The sequence below is a fragment of the Streptomyces sp. NPDC058470 genome (assembly GCF_042721055.1).
GTDB lineage: Bacteria > Actinomycetota > Actinomycetes > Streptomycetales > Streptomycetaceae > Streptomyces.
Genome location: NZ_JBHXMF010000001.1, coordinates 17,614 through 39,266 on the forward strand (window position 1 = coordinate 17,614; position 21,653 = coordinate 39,266).

General features: G+C 68.9%; 20 protein-coding genes and 3 pseudogenes. 14 read left to right on the plus strand and 9 right to left on the minus strand.

What is annotated here, in order from left to right; all coding sequences use genetic code 11:
• Nucleotides 1–116 precede the first annotated feature (116 nt).
• Nucleotides 117–959, minus strand: a complete 843-nt coding sequence (locus ACFWP7_RS00080; protein WP_384373433.1) for a siderophore-interacting protein — start codon at nucleotides 957–959, stop codon at nucleotides 117–119.
• Nucleotides 960–1,008: 49 nt separating this feature from the next.
• The gene (locus ACFWP7_RS00085; RefSeq protein ID WP_384373436.1) at nucleotides 1,009–2,055 is read right to left on the minus strand and encodes an ABC transporter substrate-binding protein; all 1,047 of its coding nucleotides are present in this window, start codon (nucleotides 2,053–2,055) and stop codon (nucleotides 1,009–1,011) included.
• 276 nt (nucleotides 2,056–2,331) lie between these two features.
• Between ACFWP7_RS00085 and argG the strand changes: the two genes are divergently transcribed.
• From argG to ACFWP7_RS00105, 4 genes are all read left to right on the plus strand, one after another.
• On the plus strand, nucleotides 2,332–3,780 hold the full coding sequence (gene argG / locus ACFWP7_RS00090) for an argininosuccinate synthase (protein WP_384373439.1): 1,449 nt from the start codon (nucleotides 2,332–2,334) through the stop codon (nucleotides 3,778–3,780).
• 321 nt (nucleotides 3,781–4,101) lie between these two features.
• Nucleotides 4,102–4,743 carry a hypothetical protein gene (locus tag ACFWP7_RS00095; RefSeq protein WP_384373442.1) on the plus strand — a complete coding sequence of 214 codons (642 nt, stop codon included), beginning with the start codon at nucleotides 4,102–4,104 and terminating at the stop codon, nucleotides 4,741–4,743.
• A 160-nt stretch (nucleotides 4,744–4,903) separates the two neighbouring features.
• A complete protein-coding gene (locus tag ACFWP7_RS00100; RefSeq protein ID WP_384373445.1) occupies nucleotides 4,904–5,281 on the plus strand; it encodes a hypothetical protein in 378 nt (125 codons plus the stop codon).
• 21 nt (nucleotides 5,282–5,302) lie between these two features.
• Complete coding sequence (locus ACFWP7_RS00105) at nucleotides 5,303–5,794, plus strand: SUKH-3 domain-containing protein (protein ID WP_384373448.1); 492 nt, start codon at nucleotides 5,303–5,305, stop codon at nucleotides 5,792–5,794.
• A 94-nt stretch (nucleotides 5,795–5,888) separates the two neighbouring features.
• On the opposite strand, the pseudogene ACFWP7_RS00110 reads toward ACFWP7_RS00105, so the two are convergent.
• Nucleotides 5,889–6,059 (minus strand): annotated as a pseudogene (locus ACFWP7_RS00110) (acyl-CoA dehydrogenase family protein); the annotation flags it as partial.
• A 154-nt stretch (nucleotides 6,060–6,213) separates the two neighbouring features.
• Here ACFWP7_RS00110 and ACFWP7_RS00115 point away from each other — a divergent pair.
• The 4 genes from ACFWP7_RS00115 to ACFWP7_RS00130 are packed head-to-tail and all read left to right on the plus strand — an operon-like array spanning nucleotide 6,214 to nucleotide 7,893.
• Entirely contained in the window at nucleotides 6,214–6,492 is a 279-nt protein-coding gene (locus ACFWP7_RS00115; protein WP_384373451.1) for a hypothetical protein, read from the plus strand.
• On the plus strand, nucleotides 6,471–7,268 hold the full coding sequence (locus ACFWP7_RS00120; RefSeq protein ID WP_384373454.1) for a polyprenyl synthetase family protein: 798 nt from the start codon (nucleotides 6,471–6,473) through the stop codon (nucleotides 7,266–7,268). The genes ACFWP7_RS00115 and ACFWP7_RS00120 overlap by 22 nt, the downstream gene beginning before the upstream one ends.
• Nucleotides 7,265–7,594 carry a biliverdin-producing heme oxygenase gene (locus ACFWP7_RS00125; protein WP_384373457.1) on the plus strand — a complete coding sequence of 110 codons (330 nt, stop codon included), beginning with the start codon at nucleotides 7,265–7,267 and terminating at the stop codon, nucleotides 7,592–7,594. Before ACFWP7_RS00120 ends, ACFWP7_RS00125 begins: the two co-directional genes overlap by 4 nt.
• Nucleotides 7,591–7,893 carry a biliverdin-producing heme oxygenase gene (locus tag ACFWP7_RS00130; RefSeq protein WP_384374082.1) on the plus strand — a complete coding sequence of 101 codons (303 nt, stop codon included), beginning with the start codon at nucleotides 7,591–7,593 and terminating at the stop codon, nucleotides 7,891–7,893. Before ACFWP7_RS00125 ends, ACFWP7_RS00130 begins: the two co-directional genes overlap by 4 nt.
• 44 nt (nucleotides 7,894–7,937) lie before the next feature.
• Here ACFWP7_RS00130 and ACFWP7_RS00135 read toward each other — a convergent pair whose 3' ends face one another.
• From ACFWP7_RS00135 to ACFWP7_RS00150, 4 genes are read right to left on the minus strand one after another with little or no spacing between them, the layout of a single operon-like run.
• The gene (locus tag ACFWP7_RS00135; RefSeq protein ID WP_384374085.1) at nucleotides 7,938–9,098 is read right to left on the minus strand and encodes an acyl-CoA dehydrogenase family protein; all 1,161 of its coding nucleotides are present in this window, start codon (nucleotides 9,096–9,098) and stop codon (nucleotides 7,938–7,940) included.
• An 11-nt stretch (nucleotides 9,099–9,109) separates the two neighbouring features.
• Nucleotides 9,110–10,030 carry a hydroxymethylglutaryl-CoA lyase gene (locus ACFWP7_RS00140; protein WP_384374088.1) on the minus strand — a complete coding sequence of 307 codons (921 nt, stop codon included), beginning with the start codon at nucleotides 10,028–10,030 and terminating at the stop codon, nucleotides 9,110–9,112.
• A 23-nt stretch (nucleotides 10,031–10,053) separates the two neighbouring features.
• A complete protein-coding gene (locus tag ACFWP7_RS00145; RefSeq protein ID WP_384373460.1) occupies nucleotides 10,054–11,997 on the minus strand; it encodes an acetyl/propionyl/methylcrotonyl-CoA carboxylase subunit alpha in 1,944 nt (647 codons plus the stop codon).
• Between the two features lie 8 nt (nucleotides 11,998–12,005).
• On the minus strand, nucleotides 12,006–13,640 hold the full coding sequence (locus tag ACFWP7_RS00150) for a carboxyl transferase domain-containing protein (RefSeq protein WP_384373463.1): 1,635 nt from the start codon (nucleotides 13,638–13,640) through the stop codon (nucleotides 12,006–12,008).
• 86 nt (nucleotides 13,641–13,726) lie between these two features.
• Between ACFWP7_RS00150 and ACFWP7_RS00155 the strand changes: the two genes are divergently transcribed.
• From ACFWP7_RS00155 to ACFWP7_RS00175, 5 genes are all read left to right on the plus strand, one after another.
• On the plus strand, nucleotides 13,727–14,320 hold the full coding sequence (locus tag ACFWP7_RS00155; RefSeq protein WP_384373466.1) for a TetR/AcrR family transcriptional regulator: 594 nt from the start codon (nucleotides 13,727–13,729) through the stop codon (nucleotides 14,318–14,320).
• Between the two features lie 171 nt (nucleotides 14,321–14,491).
• A complete protein-coding gene (locus tag ACFWP7_RS00160) occupies nucleotides 14,492–15,649 on the plus strand; it encodes an acyl-CoA dehydrogenase family protein (protein WP_384373468.1) in 1,158 nt (385 codons plus the stop codon).
• Nucleotides 15,650–15,732: 83 nt separating this feature from the next.
• On the plus strand, nucleotides 15,733–16,599 hold the full coding sequence (gene tesB / locus ACFWP7_RS00165; RefSeq protein ID WP_384373471.1) for an acyl-CoA thioesterase II: 867 nt from the start codon (nucleotides 15,733–15,735) through the stop codon (nucleotides 16,597–16,599).
• Nucleotides 16,600–16,624: 25 nt separating this feature from the next.
• Nucleotides 16,625–17,599: a cation diffusion facilitator family transporter gene (locus ACFWP7_RS00170; RefSeq protein WP_384373474.1), complete on the plus strand. Its 975-nt coding sequence runs from the start codon at nucleotides 16,625–16,627 to the stop codon at nucleotides 17,597–17,599.
• Between the two features lie 96 nt (nucleotides 17,600–17,695).
• Complete coding sequence (locus ACFWP7_RS00175; protein WP_384373477.1) at nucleotides 17,696–18,460, plus strand: maleylpyruvate isomerase N-terminal domain-containing protein; 765 nt, start codon at nucleotides 17,696–17,698, stop codon at nucleotides 18,458–18,460.
• Here the strand turns inward: ACFWP7_RS00175 and ACFWP7_RS00180 are convergent.
• Entirely contained in the window at nucleotides 18,441–20,312 is a 1,872-nt protein-coding gene (locus ACFWP7_RS00180; RefSeq protein WP_384373480.1) for a right-handed parallel beta-helix repeat-containing protein, read from the minus strand. The two genes, ACFWP7_RS00175 and ACFWP7_RS00180, sit on opposite strands and share 20 nt — an antisense overlap.
• 737 nt (nucleotides 20,313–21,049) lie before the next feature.
• A pseudogene (locus tag ACFWP7_RS00185) lies at nucleotides 21,050–21,404 on the minus strand (IS630 family transposase); the annotation flags it as partial.
• A 61-nt stretch (nucleotides 21,405–21,465) separates the two neighbouring features.
• On the opposite strand from ACFWP7_RS00185, the pseudogene ACFWP7_RS00190 reads away from it, so the two are divergent.
• Nucleotides 21,466–21,639: pseudogene (locus ACFWP7_RS00190) on the plus strand (IS110 family transposase); the annotation flags it as partial.
• Nucleotides 21,640–21,653 lie beyond the last annotated feature (14 nt).

Sequence of the window (21,653 nt, forward strand, 5' to 3'; positions counted from 1 at the left end):
CGGGAGTGGCTGAGGGCCGCGGGTTGGTCCTGGGCCGGGAGTGGCTGAGGGCCGCGGGTTGGTCCTGGGCCGGGAGTGGCTGAGGGCCGCGGTTGCTCCCGGTCAGGAATCGCGGATCACTCCTGCTCGCGCAGTTGCTCCTCGGCCAAGCCGCGGCGCCAGTAGCCGACGAAGGTGATGTGCCTGCGGTCGATCCCGCGCTCGCGCACGAGATGGCGCCGCAACTCCTTCACCTGGCCGGACTCGCCCGCGATCCAGACGTACGGCCGTTCGGCGGGCGGGAGTTGGGCGGCTCGCACGGCGTCGACGGCCATGGGGGAGCGGTCGTCCCGTACGAGCCAGCTGATGTCCGCGTCGGCCGCGATCGCCAGGTCCTGGACGTCGTCCGTGTGCTCGACCTCCAGCCAGGCCCGGGCGCGGGTGTCGGCCGGGAGTGCTTCGAGGATGGCGGAGGCGGCGGGTACGGCGGTCTCGTCGGCCCAGATGACCACCAGGTCGGTGTCCCCGGGCGGCCGGAAGCGGATCGCTCTGTTGTCCTCGATCGCCGGTCCGAGCAGCAGGACACGGTCCCCGGGGGCCGCTTCGTATGCCCAGCGGGAGGCGGGGCCCGCGGGTGTCGCCGCCCCCGGTTCGACGCCGTGCAGCACGAAGTCGATGTCGATCTCGTCGGGGTCGCGCCGCAGCGCCCGCAGCGTGTACGAGCGCATCACCGCCCGTACGTCGTCCGGGAGTTCGCGCCAGCCCTGCCACCAGTCGTCGCCCAGCTCGATCGGGACGCGGGGCTCGGCCTGGCCCGGGTGCGGCAGGAAGAGGGAAAGACTCTGGTCCTGGCCGCCGGAGGCGAACGCGCGCAGGTCAGGGCCCGCGAAGGTCACCCGGGCCAGCGACGGGCCGAGCCGTCTCGTCCGCAGGACCTGGAGAGAGAAGAAACGGAACGGGGCGGCTACGGTCGTCGGCATGAGTGCTCCTGAGGTGTGGTCAGGGTGCGCTGTCGCTGTCCGGGGTGGGTCAGGCGACCTTCTTGGCGTTCTCGATGGCCTCGGCGAGGCTGTCGAGAAGCGGGGTGCACTTGTCGTACGAGATGATCGGCTCGGGGGAGCGCGGGATGACCTGGCCTGCCTTGACGGCGGGCAGCTGCTTCCAGGTCGCCTCGGTGATGTCGGCGGGCTGGATGGTCGCGGAACGGTCGTCCATCATGATGATGTCCGCCGGGTACTTGTCGACGTTCTCCCAGCTCAGGCTCTCGTACCAGCCGCCGCTTGCCTTCAGGACCTTGGGGTCCGGCTCGACGATGTTCACGCCGAGCGCCTTGAAGTACTCCAGGTCGATGGAGAGGTTCGAGCCGGAGACGTAGAAGATGTCCTGGCTGGCGGAACCGGCGAGCACCTTGATGTCGGGGTGCGCCTTGGCGGCGGCGCGCAGCCGCTCGGCGGCCGTCTCGAACTTCTTCTTCGCATCGACGACCTTCGCGGCCTTCACATCGGCGCCGAGCGACTCGGCGAGCGCGTACATGCGCCCCAGCGACACGGGCAGCTGGCGGTCGTAGACGGAGATGCCGACGCTCGGGGCGAGCTTGAGGATCTTGTCCTTGGACTCCTCGGGGACATACCAGAGGGTGCCCGCGTCGTCGAAGAGGGTGGAGATCAGGACGTCGGGGGTGAGAGCGGCGTACTTCTCGATGTTGAACTGGCCCCACTCGTTGCCGAGGATCGTCACCTTGCTGATGTCGATGTCGCCGGCCTGCACGTCGGCCTTGCCGTCCGCGGTCTTGGTCGGGCCGAAGACGCCGTCGACCTCGATGCCGTAGTCGAACAGCGCGGCGGCGACGCCGATGAACGCGACGATGTTCGCCGGTATCCTGTCCAGCTTCACCGTCGTGCCACGGTCGTCCTTGAACGTCCAGGGACCGGCCGCCGCAGCCTTCGTCTCGTCCGCCGAGCCACCGCTCGTCGAGTCGTCGTCTCCGCAGGCGGCGAGAACGGCACCGAGGCCGAGGGCGCCGCCGGCGGCGAGGATGCCGCGACGGGTGAGGTGGGTGGCGCGGGCGTTGGACATGTATGGCTGCTTTCGACACGGGGCGGGAGCGCCCGCCTGACAGGTTCGAAGGTAGGTTAGCCTAACCTCATAAGGTGTCCAGGGGGTGGGGCTTTTCTCCTTTGGTCTGTGGGTTGCCGACGGGGGTGTGTGCGCGTCCGTGCGCCACGGAGCCGAGCGGGCGCGACGCCTCAACTCCCTTTCATCCCCTGGGTGTTCATCCTTTCCTTGCCGTCCGCTGTCCGGTGTCCGCAGCTCGGCCTTGCATGATCATGCGTTCTATTGCATAATCTTGCCATGTCCAAGGTTCTCACCTCCCTCCCCACCGGCGAGCGCGTCGGCATTGCCTTCTCCGGCGGGCTCGATACCTCGGTCGCCGTCGCCTGGATGCGCGACAAGGGCGCCGTGCCGTGCACGTACACCGCCGACATCGGCCAGTACGACGAGCCCGACATCGCGTCCGTGCCCGACCGTGCCTTCGCCTACGGCGCCGATATCGCCCGGCTCGTCGACTGCCGTGCCGCGCTGGTGGAGGAAGGTCTTGCGGCGCTCGCCTGCGGCGCCTTCCATGTCAGGTCGGGCGGGCGCCCGTACTTCAACACCACTCCGCTGGGTCGTGCGGTGACGGGCACGCTGCTGGTGCGGGCCATGCTCGAGGACGGCGTGCAGATCTGGGGCGACGGCTCCACGTTCAAGGGCAACGACATCGAGCGGTTCTACCGGTACGGGCTGCTCGCCAACCCGCACCTGCGGATCTACAAGCCCTGGCTGGACGCGGACTTCGTCACTGAGCTCGGCGGCCGCAAGGAGATGTCGGAGTGGCTGCTCGCGCACGAGCTGCCGTACCGGGACTCGACGGAGAAGGCGTACTCCACGGACGCCAACATCTGGGGCGCCACGCACGAGGCCAAGACCCTGGAGCACCTCGACACCGGCATCGAGACGGTCGACCCGATCATGGGCGTGCGGTTCTGGGACCCGTCGGTGGAGATCGCCACGGAGGACGTGACGATCGGCTTCGACCAGGGCCGCCCGGTCACCATCAACGGCAAGGAGTTCGCCTCCCCGGTCGACCTCGTCATGGAGGCCAACGCGATCGGCGGTCGGCACGGTCTGGGCATGTCCGACCAGATCGAGAACCGGATCATCGAGGCCAAGAGCCGCGGTATCTACGAGGCGCCCGGCATGGCGCTGCTGCACATCGTCTACGAGCGCCTGGTCAACGCGATCCACAACGAGGACACCGTGGCCGCGTACCACAACCAGGGCCGCCAGCTCGGTCGGCTGCTCTACGAGGGCCGCTGGCTGGACCCGCAGGCGCTGATGGTGCGTGAGTCGCTGCAGCGCTGGGTCGGCGCGGCGATCACCGGCGAGGTGACCGTGCGGCTGCGGCGCGGCGAGGACTACTCGGTCCTCGACACCCGGGGCCCCGCCCTCAGCTACCACCCGGACAAGCTCTCCATGGAGCGGACCGAGGACTCGGCGTTCGGCCCGGTCGACCGCATCGGCCAGCTCACCATGCGCAACCTCGACATCGCGGACTCGCGCGCGCGGCTCGAACAGTACGTGAGCCTCGGCCTCGTCGGCACCGCTCACCCCACGCCGATCGGCGCCGCGCAGGCTGCCGCGACCGGCCTGATCGGCGCCATGGACGAGGGCGGCGCCGAGGCCATCGCCTCACGCGGCGAGGCCCCTGATGAGGAGAGGTTGCTGGACCGGGCGGCCATGGAGGCGGGGACGGACTGAGACCCGGGGGCCGGTCAGGGGGAACGGTCACCGGCTTCGGTCGTTGGAACCTGGGCTGCGGGCCCCGGCGGATTCATTCCGCCGGGGCCCGCCGGTCTTGAGGCATCTCATAACCTTGGCGGTCAGCGACCCGAACAGAGAAAGCGAACGCAGCGCTTCATGAACAGTTCCGGTATACGCCGCTGTGGTGCCCGCACTGTCCGTACTGGTGCCTTCGCGGCCGTGTTCCTTCCCCTTGCCCTGGTTGCCGGTTGCGGCGACTCCACCACTTCCGGTGGTGAGGACGGTGAGGGCTCGGCCTCCCCTTCGACTGCCCGGAGCGTGTCCGAGGCGCTCACCGACGCTCAGTTGGACAAGGTGTCTCTGGCCGCGAGTGACCTGAAGGGCTTCCTCGTCAAGGAGCCCGGCGCGGCCGAGGTGCTCACGCAGGAGGACGTGCGTACGGGCGAGGCGGACTGTGCGGCGGTCAGCCAGGTCATGTGGGGTGTGGCCTTGGGCGATCCGGCGGCCACCGCACTGCGGCGGGTGACGTCCGAGCTCGACAACGCGGCGATCGACGCTGCGGACTCCGAGGAGGAGTTGGATGCGGCGTTGGCGGTCACCAGCACCACCGTGAGCCTCGCTTCGTACGACAGTCCGGAGCAGGCGCGGACGGCATTCAAGTCCCTCAGCAGCGGGATCGCCGAATGCGACGGAGGGTTTCAGTCCGGCGCCATCGGTACGGGCCACACCGGCAAGGTGAGTTCGGATACCCCGCCCGAAGTGGGTGGCGAGACTGTCGCCTTCACCGCGACGCTCGGTCAGGACGACGGGGGGCTCCTGGGCCCGACGAGGGCCGTGGTCTTCCGCCATGGCAGCACCATCGCCCAGTTCAGTACCGTGAACCCCAACGCTGGGGTGTCGGACATCGACTTCGACGTTCCGAGCACTCTGGTCCAAGCCCAGGACGCGAAGTTGGGCTGAGAAGCCTGGGCCGAGTTCAAGTGCTGTCCCGTAGCTGGTGACTGCGGTCCAGGGGCAGGGCGGCTGGAGTGCGGAAACGATGTGGCCGTGGGGCTCGCCGTGCCGGTATCGTCCGGTCTCCTGATCAGCCGTTTCGGCGGCTTTCGACATGCAGAGAGCGATGCCCGTGACCAGCCGGCAAGCAACGACGACCCTCTGGCGCCCAACTGGCCCCAAGGAGCTGGACCTGGTCCGGGAACTGAACTGGCGCGCCTGGCCGCCCCGCCTCCCCGAGCAGCCGATCTTCTATCCGGTTCTCAACGAGGACTACGCGGTCAAGATCGCGAGGGACTGGAACGTGAAGTACGACGGCGCCGGCTTCGTCACGCGCTTCGAAGTCGAGTCGGATTTCCTCGGCCGGTATCCCATCCAGCAGGCCGGCGGACGGACGATCCTCGAACTGTGGGTTCCGGCCGAGGAACTCGACGAGTTCAACGCCCATATCGTCGGTGAGATCCAGCTGGTTCACGAGTTCACCGAGGGGCGACAGGCATACTGACGAGCAGGGATACACAGTGCGATGATCAGGTTCGACTCGATGTGCCCAGCTTTGCTGCGGGCTCTTGGTGACGCGGGCTGGCACTCCAAGAGGAGGGTGAGTGTCGGCACGTGGCTCGACTCCTTGCACCGGGAAGGCTATTTCCCCAATCTGCAGGCTCAAGAAATCCTGGCCGCACTGGGAGGACTGGTCATTCAGCCGATAAATCGGTCTGGCCCAAACTTCAGTAATGACGAACCCTTCACCTGTGATCCTATTTCGGCAGGATCGGGTCAGCGAAGTCTGGCTTTGGAGATTGAAGGCGCCTTGGGTGGAAAATACTTTCCGATCGGCGAATGGCTCAGCTGGTCGAGCGTTTTTATGGGGACTGGTGGGGAAGTGGTCGCTGCCGGCCTCGGATGGATATGGGGAATGGGCTCCACCTTCGAAGACGCTTTGGAGTTGGCGGTCTGTGCAGACCGGCCCTTGGTGTGTCTGTATTCGCCCCCGGGGCTTCATCCGTGGCCTCGTTGAATCCTCGCCTGTGTGAAGGGTTGTCCCGTCGCGTGAGGGTGCGGGCTTGAGAGCGAGGGCTTCCAGCGGTCGAGATGGTTCGGTCCTTCGCCAACTGGGCCTGTGCGTCCTCGAAGGGGTCGCCGATGACCAGGCGGGAGGCGGCGTCTCGCCATGCCGGGCGGCCTGTGCGGGCCTGCATCTCCATGTCGGCGATCCTGAACTGGATGGCCTGATAGGAGCCGATGTTCCGGCCGAACGAAGCCAGGGATGGGCGGACTCGGATGACGCCCTGGCCAACCCCTGCGAACCCGCCTTTGGCGTCCGCTGCTGTCCGAACGTCGCCGTCTTGTTTTCAGCTTCCTTGCGGCGCTCGCTGGTTGCGATCATGTCCTTACGTGTTCGGCCTTGTGTGTCGGTGATCGGTGATGTTCGGGGGTGTGGTGGCAGCCACGGTGGATGCGACGGGTGTGGAGGCGGTGGTTCGGGGTGACGCGGCGCTGCGGCGGTCCCTGTACGGGCCGGTCGCCGATGCCGTCGGATCCAAGGTGGGGCAGCAGGCGCTGCCGTCCACCGGCGGTGGAGCTCCGCTGCGCCCTTCGATGGTGTACTGGGCCTACCGCAACTACGAGGCTTCCCTGACGAGTTCGGGGACGAGGCTGCGTCGGCGGATCTGGCGGTGGTCCGTCGTGCGGCAGTGGCGGTACGGATCCTGCTGAAGGCCGCGGTCGCGCTCGACGACATCCAGGACGGCAGCGACGTCCGCTATGGCGAGGCCGCACTCCACGTCGCCCATGGCACACCGCTCGCCCTCAACACCGGGTCCTGGCTGATCACCGCCGCGCTGCGGTATGCGGCCGATCCGGCCGTCGTGGAGAGCCTGGTGGGGGCCGTCGGCAAGGGGTTCACCGGTCAGGCCGTCGACATGTCCACGCGTTCGGCGCACACCCGCGCCGAACTGTTGGCCGAGCCCCACGACGCACGCGTCGAGTTCTGGGAGTCGATGTCCGCCCTCAAGACCGGCACGCTGTTCCGTATGCCACTCGACGCGGCGGTGGCAGGCCTGCGCGTCGTGGAGGCTGAGCGGCGCACACTGGATGACGCCATGCGCAAGCTCGGGCTGGCGAGCCAGCTGTTCAACGACCTGACCGACTTCGTGCCCGAACTCGGCGGGGCCAACACCCACGAGGACTTCGGCGGACTGAGCAACCGGGTCTTCCTCGAACTGCTCAAATCCGCGCCGCCCGTTGAGAGCACCGCGGACGAACTGGTCGGCGAGCGGCTGAAGTCGTACGTTCTCGGCCATCCCCAGCTGGAGGAGACGCTCCTCGTCCTCGCGGCGGAAGCGGTCGAACTGAAGCGCGCGGCAAAGGAAGCCGTGCACGGCGTGTGCCGCTCGGACCGCAGCGCGGCGTACTTCGACGTGACGATCGAACGCAAGGGGCACCTCATCGACCGTCTCCATCAGACGGTCCGGCAGCGGAGTGGCGCGTGAGGACCACAGTGGTCGAGCGCCTGCGGGCGGGCACGCGTGCATCGCACGAAGCGTTGGAGGCCACCGCCTTTTCGACCTCGATGTCCGCCGGGACACTGCCACTTGACCGCTACGTCGGGCAACTCGACGTGTACCGCGCGGTCCTGGGAGCGCTGGAGGACGAACTGTCCCGCGCGACCGACCCGTTCGTCCGCTCGGTGTGGTCGGCGGACCTGGCCAAGCTCGCACTCGTCGAGCGGGACCTGAGGTACTTCGCCGACTCCGGTACCGTCCCGAGGCCCTGGCAGCCGCGGAGGCGCAGCTCTTCACGAAGGACGTCCGCCTGACCGCGGCATCGGACCCCCGGGAACTGCTCGGCTTCCTCTACGTCATGGAAGGCTCCACCCTCGGCGCCCTCATGTTGCGCCAGTTCGTCACCGCGGCCTACCGGTTGCACACCACGGAGGGCGTCGCCTACTACAGCAGCGGCGACCGCGACCGTTGGGCGTGCTTCACCGCGCGCATGAACGAGGCCCACTCCCGGCCGGAGGACCAGGAACGCGTCATCGCCGCCGCCCAGCGGGCCTACCATCACATCGCCGTGATCTCACAGGCCCTGTCGGCAGGACTCACGCCGGGCACGTGAACCACAGCGACGATGAGCCGCCTCGCACGAAGACCTGAAACGAGTCAGCCCACCAACCCCAACTCCCGCGCGATCAGCATCCGCTGCACCTCACTCGTCCCCTCCCCGATCTCCAGGATCTTGGAGTCGCGCCACATACGGGCCACCGGGTACTCGTTCATGAAGCCGTAGCCGCCGTGGACCTGGGTGGCGTCGCGGGCGTTGTCGACGGCGACGGTGGAGGAGTAGAGCTTGGCGATGGCCGCCTCCTTCTTGAAGGGCTCTCCGGCGATCAGCCGGGAGGCGGCGTCACGCCATCCGACGCGGGCCATGTGCGCCTTCATCTCCATGTCGGCGATCTTGAACTGGATGGCCTGATAGGAGCCGATGTTCCGGCCGAAGGCGTGGCGCTCCTTCGCGTACTTCACCGACTCGTCCACGCAGCCCTGCGCAAGTCCGGTGGCCAGGGCCGCGATCGCGATGCGGCCCTCGTCCAGGATGCGGAGGAACTGGGCGTAGCCGCGGCCCTCCTCGCCGAGAAGGTTTGCGGCGGGTACGCGTACGTCGGCGAAGGACAACTCACGGGTGTCCGAGGCGTTCCAGCCGACCTTCGAGTACGGGGCCGCGACGGTGAAGCCGGGAGTGCCGGACGGCACGATGATCGCGGAGATGCGCGGCTTGCCGTCGGGCTTGCGGCCCGTGACCGCGGTGACGGTCACCAGGCCCGTGATGTCCGTGCCCGAGTTGGTGATGAAGCACTTGGTGCCGTTGATCACCCACTCGTCCGTGTCCGGGTCGAGCCGGGCCGTCGTACGCGTCGCGCCCGCGTCCGAGCCGCCGTCCGGCTCGGTCAGGCCGAAGGCGCCGAGGATCTCGCCCGAGCAGAGGCGGGGGAGCCACTGCGCCTTCTGGGCCTCGGTGCCGAAGAGGTGGATCGGCATGGCGCCGAGTGAGACGCCCGCCTCCAGGGTGATGGCGACCGACGAGTCGACGCGGGCGAGCTCCTCCAGCGCGACGCCGAGGGCCAGATAGTCGCCGCCCATGCCGCCGTACTCCTCGGGGAACGGCAGCCCGAACAGGCCCATGCGGCCCATCTCGCGCACGATCTCGTACGGGAACTCGTGCCGCTCGTAGAAGTCACCGATCTTCGGCGCGACGACATCGTGGGCGAACTCCTCGACCGTACGGCGGAGTTCGTCGAGTTCGGGGGAGAGGCGGTGGTCCAGGGACATGGGGATCACTCCTGGTGGGAGAGGGCACGGACAGTGCGGGACGGGCTGGGTCGGCCCAATCGGCCGGCCATCCACACGCTGGTGGCGGTGAGACGGCCGAGGTCCACCCCGGTGTCGATACCGAGGCCCTGGAGCATCCACACGAGGTCCTCGGTGGCGAGGTTCCCGGTGGCGGACTTGGCGAACGGGCAGCCGCCGAGGCCGCCCGCCGAGGCGTCGACGGTCGTGACGCCGTGCTGCAGCGCGGCCAGGGTGTTGGCGAGCGCCTGGCCGTACGTGTCGTGGAAGTGCACGCCGATCGAACTGGTCGGCACGCCCTCTTCGTTGAGCTCGGCGAGCAGGCTCTGCACATGGCCGGGCGTCGCCACGCCGATGGTGTCGCCGAGGCTCAGTTCGTCGCAGCCCATGTCGAGCAGCGCCTTGCTGACGCGGACCACCTGGTGGATGGGGACGGCGCCCTCCCAGGGGTCGCCGAAGCACATGGACAGGTAGCCGCGGACATGCAGCCTCTCCTGCCGCGCGTGGGTCACCACCGGCTCGAACATGGCCAGTGCCTCGTCGACCGTCCTGTTCAGGTTGGCCTTCGCGAAGGACTCCGTGGCGCTGGCGAAGACGGCCACGCGGGTGGCGCCCAGGGCGAGAGCCCGGTCGAGACCGCGTGCGTTCGGTACGAGGACGGGGAGGTGGACGCCCGGCAGATCCCGTACGAGGGGGAACAGCTGCTCCGCGTCAGCGAGTTGGGGCACCCACTTCGGGTGGACGAAGCTGGTGGCCTCGATGGTGGTGAGGCCCGCGTCGGCCAGGCGGCGGATGAACTCCGCCTTGACCTCGGTCGGGACCGTGGCGTTCTCGTTCTGCAGGCCGTCGCGCGCGCCGACCTCGTGGATCCGCACCCGGGCGGGAAGGTCCTGGGCCGGTACGACCATGGGGAGGCCGAGTTCGGGGGTGCTCACGCCGTCGCCTCCCCACGCACAGCTTCTGCCGGTGTGATGACCGCCAGGACCTGGTCCATGGCGACCGTTGTGCCCGGCGTGACGTCCAGCTCGCTCACGGTTCCGGCGTGCGGGGCGGAGATGACGTGTTCCATCTTCATCGCCTCGACGACCAACAGGCTCTGCCCGGCGGCCACTTCGTCGCCGACGGCGACCTTTACCACGGTCACCGTGCCGGGCATGGGAGCGGTGAGCGACTCGGCACCGGCGTGCACGGCGCCGGTGAGGGACGCGGCCACGGGGTCGTGGTCGCGGACGTGCCAGGCGTCGCCGTCGCGGCCCAGCCAGTCGCCGGCGCGGTGGAAGGTGTGGCGTACGCCGTCCAGGACCACCGACACCTGGCCGGCGGTGACGGTGTGGGTGCCGCGCGGAACGTACTCCACGGGGTCGAGCACGCGCAGATGGAATCCCACCGGCTTGGGTTCGCCGCCCAGCCGCCAGCCGTTCGGCACCGAGAAGGGGTCGGTCCAGCCGCTCGTGCGGGGGGTGAGGGCGTCGAGGCGTACGGCGGCCGCCGCCGCGTACACCTCCTCCGGCACCTCCGCCGGGACCAGCGAATCCGCCTCCCGCTCCACCAGCCCCGTGTCCAACTCCCCCGCCACCACGGCCGGGTGGGCGAGCAGCCGCCGCAGGAACCCGGCGTTCGTCTGCACCCCCAGCGTCACCGTCTCCGCAAGCGCCGCCCGGAGTTTGCGGAGCGCGGTCGCGCGGTCCGGACCGTACGCGATGACCTTGGACAGCATCGGGTCGTAGAGCGAACCGACCTCGCTGCCCTCGCTCAGCCCGGAGTCGGTGCGTACGCCGTCGCCCTGGGGTTCGTGCAGCGCGAGCACCGTGCCGCCGGAGGGGAGGAATCCGCGCGCGGGGTCCTCGGCGCACACCCGTGCCTCGACCGCATGCCCGGTGAGCGTGATGTCCGCCTGCCCGTACGGCAGTTGCTCGCCCGCCGCCACCCGGAGCTGCCACTCCACCAGGTCCAGGCCCGTGACCAGCTCGGTGACCGGGTGTTCCACCTGGAGGCGGGTGTTCATCTCCATGAAGAAGTACGAGGACGGGTCGCTGCCCGGCACGATGAACTCCACCGTGCCCGCGCCCTCGTAGCCGCAGGACCGGGCCGCCTGGACCGCCGCCTCGCCCATCGCGGCGCGGGTGGCGGCGTCGAGGAACACGCTCGGCGCCTCTTCGATGATCTTCTGGTGGCGGCGCTGGAGGGAGCACTCGCGCTCGCCGAGGTGGACCACGCGCCCGTGGGCGTCCGCCAGGACCTGGATCTCGATGTGCCGGGGGCGGTCGATCCACCGCTCGACGAGGAGGGTGTCGTCGCCGAAGGAGGCGCGGGCCTCGCGCCGGGCGGCCGCGATCTCGTCGGCCAGTGTCGAGGAGTCGCGCACCAGCCGCATGCCCTTGCCGCCCCCGCCCGCGCTGGGCTTCAGCAGTACCGGCATACCGATCTCCCGGGCGGCGTCGGCCAGTTCCGAGTCCGCGAGCCCGCTGCCGGAGGAGCCCGGGACCACCGGGACGCCGGCCGCCTGCACGGTCTCCTTGGCGCGGATCTTGTCGCCCATCAGCGCGATCGCGTCCGCGGGCGGCCCGATGAAGACCAGCCCGGCGTCGGCGCAGGCCCGCGCGAAGGAGGCGTTCTCCGCGAGGAAGCCGTACCCGGGGTGCACCGCCTGCGCTCCCGTCCGTGCGGCGGCTTCGAGGAGTCGCTCGGCGGACAGATAGCTCTCGGCGGCCGGCGCCGGACCGATCCGTACCGCCGTGTCCGCCTCGCGCACATGCCGGGCGTCGGCGTCGGCGTCGCTGAAGACGGCCACTGAGCGCACGCCGAGTGAGCGCAGCGTACGGATGACCCGGACGGCGATCTCTCCCCGGTTGGCCACAAGTACCGTGTCGAACATCAGGTCCCTCACATCCGGAAAACGCCGAACTGGGTCTGCGTCTGATCTTTTTGGCCCAGGGGCGCATTGGCGCACGCGGTCAAGGCAAGCCCCAGCACCTGCCGGGTCTCCATCGGGTCGATCACGCCGTCGTCCCAGAGGCGGGCCGTCGCGTAGTAGGCGCTGCCCTGGCGCTCGTACTGCTCGCGGATCGGGTCCTTGAAGGCCTCTTCGTCCTCGGCGGGCCAGGACTCCCCGCGCCCCTCCAACTGGTCGCGCTTGACGGTCGCGAGGACGGAGGCGGCCTGCTCGCCGCCCATCACGGAGATCTTGGCGTTCGGCCACATCCACAGGAAGCGCGGTGAGTACGCCCGGCCGCACATCGAGTAGTTCCCCGCGCCGTACGACCCGCCCACCACCACGGTCAGCTTGGGCACGCGGGTGCAGGCGACGGCCGTGACCATCTTCGCGCCGTGCTTGGCGATGCCACCGGCCTCGTACTGCCGCCCCACCATGAACCCCGAGATGTTCTGCAGGAAGACCAGGGGGATGCCCCGCTGGTCGCACAGCTCGATGAAGTGGGCGCCCTTCTGGGCGGATTCGGAGAACAGGATGCCGTTGTTGGCGACGATCCCGACCGGGTGGCCGTGGATGTGCGCGAAACCGGTGACCAGGGTCTGCCCGAACTCCGCCTTGAACTCGGCGAAACGCGAACCGTCGACCACGCGCGCGATGACCTCGCGTACGTCATAGGGGGTGCGGGAGTCGACCGGCACCGCGCCGTACAGCCCGTACGGGTCCACCTTCGGCTCGACCGACGTCGCGACCGCCCAGGGCAGGGGGCCGCGCGCGGGGAGGGTGGCGGCGATGTTCCGGACGATCCGCAGCGCGTGTGCGTCGTCCTCCGCGAGGTGGTCGGTGACACCCGACACGCGCGCGTGGACCTCGCCGCCGCCCAGCTCCTCGGCGGTGACGACCTCGCCGGTGGCGGCCTTCACCAGGGGAGGGCCGCCGAGGAAGATCGTGCCCTGATCGCGCACGATCACGGCCTCGTCGCTCATCGCGGGCACATACGCGCCGCCCGCCGTGCAGGAGCCGAGGACGGCCGCGATCTGCGGGATGCCGGCGCCGGACATCCGGGCCTGGTTGTAGAAGATCCGGCCGAAGTGCTCGCGGTCGGGGAAGACCTCGTCCTGCATGGGGAGGAAGGCGCCCCCGGAGTCCACCAGGTACAGACAGGGGAGGCGGTTCTCGAGCGCCACCTCCTGGGCGCGCAGGTGTTTCTTCACCGTCATCGGGTAGTACGTGCCGCCCTTGACGGTCGCGTCATTGGCGACGATCACGCACTCGCGGCCGCTCACCCGGCCGATACCGGCGATCACTCCGGCGGCCGGGGCCTGTCCGTCGTACAGCCCGTCCGCGGCGAGCGGGGCCAGCTCCAGGAAGGGCGAGCCCGGGTCGAGGAGAGCGTCCACGCGGTCGCGCGGCAGCAGCTTCCCGCGCGCGGTGTGCCGGTCGCGGGCCCGTTGGCCGCCACCCAGCCGGGCCGCGGCCAGCTTCCGCCGCAGCTCCTCGCCCAGCGCGCGATGGGCCGCCTCATTGGCGCGCCAGGCCTCCGACGCGGGGTCGCCCGCGCTCGTCAGCTCCGGTGCCTCGTGGTGCATTGCGCGGACCCCTCACCTTGTTAATGAGCGTTAACGCGTTTCCTCCAGGTTAACGACCGCTAACCTCTCTGTCTAGAATTACTTTCATGGCCATGAGAACCGACGCCCCCACCCGTCGCGAGCAGATCCTCAAGGAGGCCGCCCGGCTGTTCGCCGAGCGCGGCTTCCATGGCGTGGGAGTGGATGAGATAGGGGCGGCGGTCGGCATCAGCGGCCCCGGTCTGTACCGGCACTTCCCCGGCAAGGACGCGATGCTCGCCGAGCTGCTGGTGGGGATCAGCGGGCAGCTGCTGACCGGCGCCAAGCGGCGGGTCGCGGACGCCGACGGGAACCCTTCGGAGCGGGTCCTCGACTCGCTCATCGAGGGGCACATCGACTTCGCGCTCGACGACCGCCCCCTGATCACCCTGCACGACCGCGAGCTGGACCGCCTCCGCGACAGCGACCGCAAGCTCGTACGACAGCTCCAGCGGCAGTACGTCGAGCTGTGGGTGGAGGTCGTACGGGCGGTGTATCCGTCCCTGTCGGAGCCCGCCGCGCGCTCGGCCGTGCACTCGGTCTTCGGCCTGCTCAACTCCACACCGCACCTGGGCCGCCCGGGCTCACTGCCGGGCCGCGCCACCACTGCCGCCCTCCTGCACCGGATGGCACGGGGGGCCTTCGAGGCGGCGGGGGCGTGACGAGCGTCTCGGGACGGTTGCTCTGGACGCCGGTCGCGACTGCCCGGTAACCTAAGGCTGAGCAAGCGCTTAGCCATAGGAACCGCAACCATCAATTGAGCAACCCCTATGGCGAGCAACCACATACGCGAGAGCGGCGTCGGTTCAGCCGCAAAGAAGGGGTGTCGGCAGGTGCGCCGTACTGTGTTCAACGAGGACCACGAGGCGTTCCGGGAGACCCTTCGGGCCTTCATCGAGGCCGAGGTCGTCCCCGTCTACGACGAGTGGTTCGCCGCGGGCCAGGCGCCGCGCGACTTCTACTACAAGCTCGCCGAGCTCGGCGTCTTCGGTATCCGCGTCGATGAGGAGTACGGCGGCGCGGGCATCGACTCGTACAAGTTCGAGGCCGTGATGTCCGAGGAGACCGCGCGCGCGGGTGTCTCCTTCGGCGGCTCCGGTGTGCACGTGCTGCTCGGCCTGCCGTACATCAAGGCGCTCGCCACCGACGAGCAGAAGAAGCGCTTCCTGCCGAAGTTCGTCTCCGGCGAGGAGATGTGGGCCCTGGCGATGACCGAGCCGGGTACCGGCTCCGACCTCGCGGGTATGAAGACCACCGCGAAGCTCGCAGAGGACGGCACGCACTACGTCCTGAACGGCGCCAAGACCTTCATCACCGGTGGTGTGCACGCCGACAAGGTCATCGTCTGCGCCCGCACCTCCGCGCCCACGGCCGAGGACCGCCGCTTCGGCATCTCGCTCTTCGCCGTGGACACCAAGTCCGAGGGCTACTCGGTCGGCCGCAAGCTGGACAAGCTCGGCCTGAAGACCTCCGACACCGCCGAGCTGGCGTTCGTCGACGTGAAGGTGCCGGTCGAGGACCTGCTCGGCGAGGAGAACAAGGGCTTCTACTACCTCGGCGGCAACCTGCCCTCCGAGCGCTGGGGCATCGCGTTCGGCGCGTACGCGCAGGCCGCGGCGGCCGTCCGGTTCGCCAAGCAGTACGTCCAGGAGCGCGTCGTCTTCGGCAAGACGGTCGCCCACTTCCAGAACACCAAGTTCGAGCTGGCCGCCTGCCAGGCCGAGGTGGACGCGGCGCAAGCCGTCGCCGACCGCGCCCTTGAGGCCCTCGACGCGGGCGAGCTGTCGCCGGCCGAGGCCGCGAGCGCCAAGCTGTTCTGCACCGAGGTCGCGCACCGCGTCATCGACCGCTGCCTCCAGCTGCACGGCGGCTACGGCTTCATGAACGAGTACCCGATCGCCCGCCTGTACGCGGACAACCGCGTGAACAGGATCTACGGCGGCACCAGCGAGATCATGAAGTCGATCATCGCCAAGGACATGGGCCTCTGACGATCCTTGATAAGGACGATGACCGTTGATAAGGACATGGGCCCGTAAGGTTCTCGAAATTACTGGCCAGTAGAAATGGCTCCATGAGTCAGGCACTTCAGTCTCTCCTCGATCTGCTCGACCTCGAGCAGATCGAGGAGGACATCTTCCGCGGCCAGTCCCGGTCCTCCGTCGTCCCAAGGGTCTTCGGCGGACAGGTCGCCGCACAGGCGCTCGTCGCCGCGGGACGGACGGTCCCCGAGGACCGGTTCGCGCACTCGCTCCACTCGTACTTCCTGCGCACCGGCGACGCGGGCGCGCCCATCGTCTACACCGTGGACCGCATCGGTGACGGCCGCTCCTTCACCACCCGCCGGGTGGTCGCGATCCAGCACGGGCAGCCGATCTTCCACCTCTCCGCTTCCTTCCAGAAGCACGAGGAGGGCTTCGACCACCAGACGCCGATGCCGCCCGCGCCCGACCCCGCCACGCTGCCCACGGCCGAGGAACGGCTCACCTCGTACGAGAACCTCGACCCCGAGGTCGTGGCGAGGATCCTGGAAACGCGCGCCGAGGTCGATCTGCGCTACGTCGACGACCCGCCGTACGGCAGGTACGGGCAGCCGCGCGAACCGCGCTCGCAGGTGTGGTTCCGCGCCAACGGCAAGCTTGCCGACGACCCGCTGCTGCACGTCTGCCTCGCCACCTACGTCTCCGACATGACCCTCCTGGACTCCATCCTGCTCGCCCATGGACGCGGCGGCTGGGCCGTCGGCGACGTCGTCGGCGCCTCCCTCGACCACGCGATGTGGTTCCACCGGCCCTTCCGCGCCGACGAATGGCTGCTGTACGACCAGGAGTCGCCGTCCGCGTCCGGCGGGCGGGGCCTGGGCCAGGCCCGTATTTACACGCAAGACGGACAACTGGCCATCACGGTGATCCAGGAAGGCGTGGTCCGCGTCCCACGGTGAGCGTGGCCCGGGTATGACTTGAGACATGGCTGAGGTTTCTGAGCAGGACAGCGGCGGCGGCGAGAGCACCTCCACGGTGCTCGTGGCCGCCGCGGCCAATCTGGGGATCGCACTCGCCAAGGCCGTCGCCGGGGTGATCAGCGGGTCCAGCGCGATGCTGTCCGAGGCGGCGCACTCGGTCGCGGACACGGTCACCGAGGTGATGCTGCTGGCCGCACTGAAACGCAGCGAGAAACCGGCGGACGAGGACCACCCGCTCGGCTACGGCCCCGAGCGCTACATCTGGGCCCTCCTCGCGGCCGTCGCGACCTTCGTCGGCGGCGCGGTGTTCTCGCTCTACGACGGCATCCACACCCTCGTCGCGGGCGAGGAACTCGGCGACCCGCTGATCTCGTACATCGTGCTCGCCGTCGCCTTCCTCCTGGAGGGCTACTCCCTGCGCACCGGCGTCCGCCAGGCGCGCGGCGAGGCCGAGCGCTTCGGGGCGTCCTTCAAGCTCTACCTCCGGCACACCCCCGACACCGCCGTGAAGGCCGTCGTCCTGGAGGACACGGCCGCCCTGGCGGGCCTGCTGCTCGCCGCGGGCGGCCTGCTCGGCGGACAGCTCACCGGCTCCGGGGTCTGGGACGGCCTCGCGTCCCTGTGCATCGGCGTACTCCTGCTGTACGTCGCCTGGGTCCTCGGCCGTTCCAACGCCGAGCTGCTCATCGGGCGCCCGCTGCCCAAGCCGATGCGGGAGCGGATCAGGGCCGAACTGCTCGCGCTGGAGCACGTGGAAGCCGTACTGGACCTGACGACCCTGGTGCAGGGGCCGCACGAGGCGCTGGTCGCCGCGAAGGTCGACTTCCGGGACGCGTCGACCGCCGCGCAGATCGAGTGGGCCTGCGAGCGGGCGGAGCAGCGGCTGCGGGAGGTGTTTCCCGCGGTGAGCCGGGTGTACCTGGATCCGACGCCCGGGTATGCGCAGCGGCGGGAGGAGGGGCTCAACCCGTGGCCGTGACGGGCGGTACCGGTGGTCAGGTTCTCCCCCACCCGGACCTGTGAGCGGGGCCCCGCGGGCGGCAGGATGGGACGACCGGGCGCGCGAGGGGGAGACATGACCATGACCGAGGTGGACGGCGGTACGTGGAACTGGCGCGGGCCGGGGATTCGGGAGGCCTTCGTGGACGCCGCGGCGTCCGTCGTGGGACTGCTCGGCGAGCCGGCCGTCGCCGGGGCGTGGGAGAAACCCAGCGCGCTGCGGAAGTTCAGCATCGGGGGACTGGCCGGGCACACGGCCTGGCAGGTTCTGTTCATCCCGGAGCTGCTGGCCTCCCCGTCGGCCGACGGGGAGACGGTGTCGCTGCGCGAGTACCTCCTGAACCGCGTGGCGTGGATCGGCGCGGACGTCGACAGCGAGTTCAGCATCGGTATCCGGCGCAGCGGGGACACCGTGGCCGCCCTCGGCCCCGCGGAGCTGGCGGCGCGCGCCGGGGCCGTGGTGGACCTCCTGCGCGCCGAGCTGCCCGAGGCGCCGCCGAGACCGGTCCGGCTGCCGTCCTGGGACGGCTGGGCCCTCGGCCTCGACGACTTCCTCCTCACCCGGCTGCTCGAACTCGTCGTCCACACCGACGACCTGGCCTTCAGCGTGGGCATCCCGACGCCCGAACTGCCCGACCACGTCACGGATTCTCCTCGAACCGTCCCGAGGAGGCTTGATCAGGTTGGTGGGGGCGTTCGAGAAAATTCGCGTGACTCCGAATCGGAGTCACGCCCTCTGACCTGCTGCGGTAGGTACGGGATTTCAACCCACCGGGACTCTCGCCACGTCGGCCTTCACCAGCGCGCGTGGTCGTGGCGCCCTACCAACTGTTGCCGCTGACCGTCGCTTTGAAGCCGGTGGAGTTGTTGACGAACGCCGTCATTCCCGACTTCAGCCCGGTCAGGGTGTTGCCGGTGATCGTCGCGGACCCGGTGGGCGCCGGGTAGTTCGGCGGCGCGACCACGACGCCGTTGCGTCCGGGTGTGGTGATCGTGTTGTTCTGGAGCAGGGTGTTCGTGGACGTGGAGAAACCGACCGCGTCGTAGAACGAGTTGCTGATGGTGTTGCCCGTCAAGGTGACCTTGTCGACGACTCCCACGCCCTGGCCGTCACTGGCGTTGCCGATGTGCACCGTGGGCTGGTTCTGGCTGTAGGCGTTGCCTCCGGATCGCGTGATGACGTTGTTCGTCACCGTCGCCGACGTGAGGTCGCTGCCGTTGACGCCGAACCGGCCGGCCGCCAGGCCGATGAACCGTGAGGTGTCGCTGACGTAGTTGCCGCTGATGACGTGACCGCTGCCGCCGAAAATCCCGACACCCTTGCCACCCCAGGGGGCGATCGCGGTGTTGTTGGTGAACGTGGTGTTCGTCATCGGGGGGAAGTCGATCCTGGTGCCGCTACCGTTGATCTGGTAGGCGGTCGAGTTGATCGCCAACGAGTCGTCACCGGCGCCGCGGATGAAGTTGTTGGTCGCCGTCAGGTTGTTCCCGACCTGGCTCTTGCCGCCGCTGAGCGACTGGTTGTTCAGGTTGATCCCGTCGGCCCAGTTGTCGGTGAAGCGGCTGTTCTGCACCTTGCCGCCGGTGCCCGACGCCCAGATGCCGGACATCGTGTGCTGGGCCCACATGCCGTTGGTCACCCAGTTGGTACCGGTGGTGTCCAGCGCACCCCCGTCACCACCCAGAAGGTAGTTGCGGCTGATGGCGTTGGCGTCGATGTGGAAGTTCTGCACCGTGCACGAGGTCACCGAGAACAGTGCCGCCAGGCCGACGTTGTTGGGCAGCGGCACATCACGGTAGATGGTGCTGTACCACATCCCCGCCCCGGCGATCGTGATCCCGGTGGCCGTCAGGCCGGCGGTGCCCTTCACATAGAACGTTCCCTGCGGGATCCACAGAGTCTTCTTCTCGGTCTGCGCCTGGTTGATGCAGTTCTGGATGGCGGCCCGGCTGTCCACCGACCCGCCGGCAGCCGAACCGTTGGTCGGGGCGGTGCTGACGACCGCGCCGCAGCTCGTGATGGAGATCGAGTTGGCCGGCTGAGCGATCGGCGCCGGCGGGTTCTCCACATCGATCACGTCGATGTCGTAGGAGGACGCTGTGTTCGTCGAGCCCTTCTTCAGCATCAGCGTGCCACCGGCGGCGATGGGGGTGCCGGTGACGAAGGCGTCCGACTCGTCCCAGAAGACACGCGGACTGCCGTGCGCCGGGTTCTGGTCGTCGCTGCTGTTGTAGGTGGTGCCCTCGTAGATCCAGGTCTGCTTGGAGTTGAGGTTCAGCACCTGCCGGAACACACCGTCGACGTACAGGTCCAGCGTGGCGGTGATCCCGCCGCCCGACGCGGAGTCGGGAATGCTCGCGCGCACGTTGACGTAACTGATCGGCTTGCCCGTGTTGTTCGTCCACTGGACCGACTGCCCGGTCGCGCCGAGGTGCGCGTAGGAGTGCCCGGACGCCTCCAACGCCGCACTGGAGTACTTTGTCGTCGGCGCCGCGGTCACTGACACCCTCGTCGCACCGCCGGCCAGACCGCCGGCCTCCCCTTCATAACTGGTGAACGGCGTCGTCGCCCCGGCAGCGGTGACCGCCGCAGGCACGGCAGCAGTGACGGCGGCGGTGGATTCTGTGGCGGCGCTTGCCTCGAAGGAAAACCACCCCGCGCCCGCCACGGCAACGGCGCCGGCAGCGATCACAGCCGGTAGGCGCCGCCGCAACAGACCAATTCGGTGAACACCTCTTGAAATCGCATACATTCGGACACTCCTTGTGGGGGGGGAAATGCCCCGACGCTCGTCCTGGGCCCACGCAATACTCAGGTCGCACACAGGTTCCGACGACGGAGCGCCCCGACCGTACAGAACGCCGTATCGGGGCACAAGAGTTCGAGTAACGGATCAACGGATGAACGGAGATGAAAAGATCCACTAAAAAATGGAATTGGTCCGAGTCGCCTCATCGCCTCCCCTCGCGCAGGGCTGCGGTGCCTGATGAGGCATCAACGTCACCGCGTGGGCGCTGAGTTGGGTGCGTCGGTCAGCTGGGGTGGCCGAAGGCGTGATGGCCCAGGCACGCACCATCGAGCTGCCCAGGAGTCGGCACACCCGTCCCCCGAGCAGAGCAAGGGCAACCACGAGGCGGTCGGCCGCGGATCTCGACACACCCACTCCGCTCTCCCCATGACCGGCCTGTCGACCCACAATCCAGAACCCGCGACCAACCTCTGCGCGGGGTCAGGTCTCCTTATAGGGGGTCAAGGAGCATCCGCGCGAAATAGGGGGTCAAGGAGCATCCGCGCGAAGACCGCTGCTCGTACGTGGCACCACTCCTCCACCCGCCAAACGATCACCATCACTCCGAGCGGCTGGCAGCAGCAGGTCGCGCTCAGGACGCTTCTCTCCGGTGACGTTCCCCTGGACCCCGTGGTCGACCCGATCGATGCTCCGTCGGACTGGGCGGCACGGATCGACTTCAGCGCGGCCAGCGTGTTCACGGCACCCTTCCTGCGGCGGTTGACACCCCACATGCGGTCGTCGCCGACCGAGTAGCAGCCGTGGAAGTACCGGACCCCGAGGGTGCGGTGGTAGGTGGCCGGGAGCCGGTCGGGGCGCCCCTGGCAGTCAGCCCGAGCCTGCGGGTGGCCGGATCCCGCGGGGGCCGAACTCGTCGAACGCGAAGAGCCGGTCCGGGAAGCGGTCCAGGAGCTCCTCGATCCGGTCCAGTTTCGCCTCGCGATCCGGGTCGGGTGACTCCTTCCACGTCTTGGTGCGCTGGAAGGTGACGCCGCGGTCGCTTGACGTCCCTCCCGGCATGCGAGGTCGGCCGAAAGATCGGCGCCGTCCAGTGCCGCCGGGCGTCAACACCCACTACCGCAGGCGCCGCGACGGCCACGGAGACTGGCACGCAGCCGCCCAAAGGAACCTCTTCAACCGCATGCTCGGCCAGCTCTACCACTGCCTCCAGCACCGCGCGTTGTTCGACGAACACACCTCCTGCCCCGTCGAACTCGCCGCCGCAGCTTGACACGTGGAACGCCT

Bases quoted from the DNA above. Each gene is read 5' to 3' on its own strand.
- ACFWP7_RS00080 (WP_384373433.1), bottom strand. From the start codon at position 959: ATGCCGACGACCGTAGCCGCCCCGTTCCGTTTCTTCTCTCTCCAGGTC.
- ACFWP7_RS00085 (WP_384373436.1), bottom strand. From the start codon at position 2,055: ATGTCCAACGCCCGCGCCACCCACCTCACCCGTCGCGGCATCCTCGCC.
- argG (WP_384373439.1), top strand. From the start codon at position 2,332: ATGTCCAAGGTTCTCACCTCCCTCCCCACCGGCGAGCGCGTCGGCATT.
- ACFWP7_RS00100 (WP_384373445.1), top strand. From the start codon at position 4,904: ATGCCCGTGACCAGCCGGCAAGCAACGACGACCCTCTGGCGCCCAACT.
- ACFWP7_RS00105 (WP_384373448.1), top strand. From the start codon at position 5,303: ATGATCAGGTTCGACTCGATGTGCCCAGCTTTGCTGCGGGCTCTTGGT.
- ACFWP7_RS00140 (WP_384374088.1), bottom strand. From the start codon at position 10,030: ATGGTCGTACCGGCCCAGGACCTTCCCGCCCGGGTGCGGATCCACGAG.
- ACFWP7_RS00145 (WP_384373460.1), bottom strand. From the start codon at position 11,997: ATGTTCGACACGGTACTTGTGGCCAACCGGGGAGAGATCGCCGTCCGG.
- ACFWP7_RS00150 (WP_384373463.1), bottom strand. From the start codon at position 13,640: ATGCACCACGAGGCACCGGAGCTGACGAGCGCGGGCGACCCCGCGTCG.
- ACFWP7_RS00155 (WP_384373466.1), top strand. From the start codon at position 13,727: ATGGCCATGAGAACCGACGCCCCCACCCGTCGCGAGCAGATCCTCAAG.
- tesB (WP_384373471.1), top strand. From the start codon at position 15,733: ATGAGTCAGGCACTTCAGTCTCTCCTCGATCTGCTCGACCTCGAGCAG.
- ACFWP7_RS00170 (WP_384373474.1), top strand. From the start codon at position 16,625: ATGGCTGAGGTTTCTGAGCAGGACAGCGGCGGCGGCGAGAGCACCTCC.
- ACFWP7_RS00175 (WP_384373477.1), top strand. From the start codon at position 17,696: ATGACCATGACCGAGGTGGACGGCGGTACGTGGAACTGGCGCGGGCCG.